Genomic DNA, 1090 nt, shown 5'->3' on the forward strand with positions numbered 1-1090 from the left:
TGCCGAGGTCATGGGGCAGGCGCACGGACAGGCCACGCTCCTGAACGGTCACGGGCGATCCCTCGAGCGGCCTGCCGACCGGAAGCAGGACCTGGAATGTCCAGGTGTTGAAGCCCAACTCACTGCACAAATGGCCCTCCTCGGTCATCGTGAGCGCGCCATAACGGTCGAGGTTCAGCTCACGCAGTCGCGTCGTCGGGTCGGACTGCGTCGTCGCCGACAGCTTGTGCAGGGGGGCGTTCAGCCGCCGGGCGATCCCGAACAGGCCCTGCGCTGCGGGGTTGTGCGGGTGATAGCCACATCCAGCCGCGTAGGCGAAGGTAAGGAAGCCTGGCCGGTAACGCGAGAGGAACGCGTCTGTCAGGAATGCATCGGCGGGCAGCGGAAGAAGCTTCTTCCCGCCGATCCGCGGCCATTGCGTCGGGTACCAGCGCCGGACGGCGCCGGCCGAGCCTTCGGGCAAGAGCGCGCTGCCGATCTCGCGCTTCGCGTAGGGCTTTTCGCTGGTGTCGTCGGTCTTGGTCGTCATGATCTGATCCATTCGTCGTGGGCTTCCCGGGGGCATTCCCGATCTCACCTCACTCACGCTCTGCTTCGGTCTTCATCCTCGGGCGGATGAACCCGATCGACGCGCGGGCGGCTTGCGCCGATGCGAGGGCATCAGCCGCCGCGACGTCGGCGGGGACGAGCATGTCGCGGCCTTGGGCAGCGGCAAAGCCCAGCGCCAGGCGCAGGACGCGCGCGATCCGCCGTGGATGATGTCTGGCAAGCGCCACTATTACCGTGTCGCCCGGCATGGGCAGCCCGAGCGGCGTGATGACCTTGGCTGCGATCTGCTGCGTGAGCGCGAGCAGGTCGGCGCCCGTCGGCGCGACGATCCGAACGATCAGGAACCGATCCCGGATGAAGTCCGGCAGCACGGAGAGATCGTTTGCGGTTGCGATGAAGAAGGCATGGGAGACGTCGAACCGGACCCGCAGGTACTCGTCGAGCAGGGTCTCGGCGTTCTCGGCCTCGAGCACGTTCAGCAGGATATTGTAGGGCTGCTCGTCGCGATGCGTCACGAACTTGTCGATCTCGTCGAGCAGCA

The 1090-nt window shown here is 66.3% G+C and carries 2 protein-coding genes; both read right to left on the reverse strand.

Annotated features, from left to right (window positions below):
* The coding region (locus tag AX750_RS11400; RefSeq protein ID WP_156462445.1) for a hypothetical protein at positions 1-529 on the reverse strand (529 nt) is incomplete at its 3' end.
* 49 nt (positions 530-578) lie between these two features.
* On the reverse strand, positions 579-1090 hold a 512-nt coding region (locus AX750_RS26485; RefSeq protein WP_348626274.1), incomplete at its 5' end, for an AAA family ATPase.

It is taken from the genome of Methylobacterium sp. CCH7-A2, from assembly GCF_001557075.1.
In the GTDB taxonomy this organism is placed as follows: domain Bacteria; phylum Pseudomonadota; class Alphaproteobacteria; order Rhizobiales; family Beijerinckiaceae; genus Allobosea; species Allobosea massiliensis.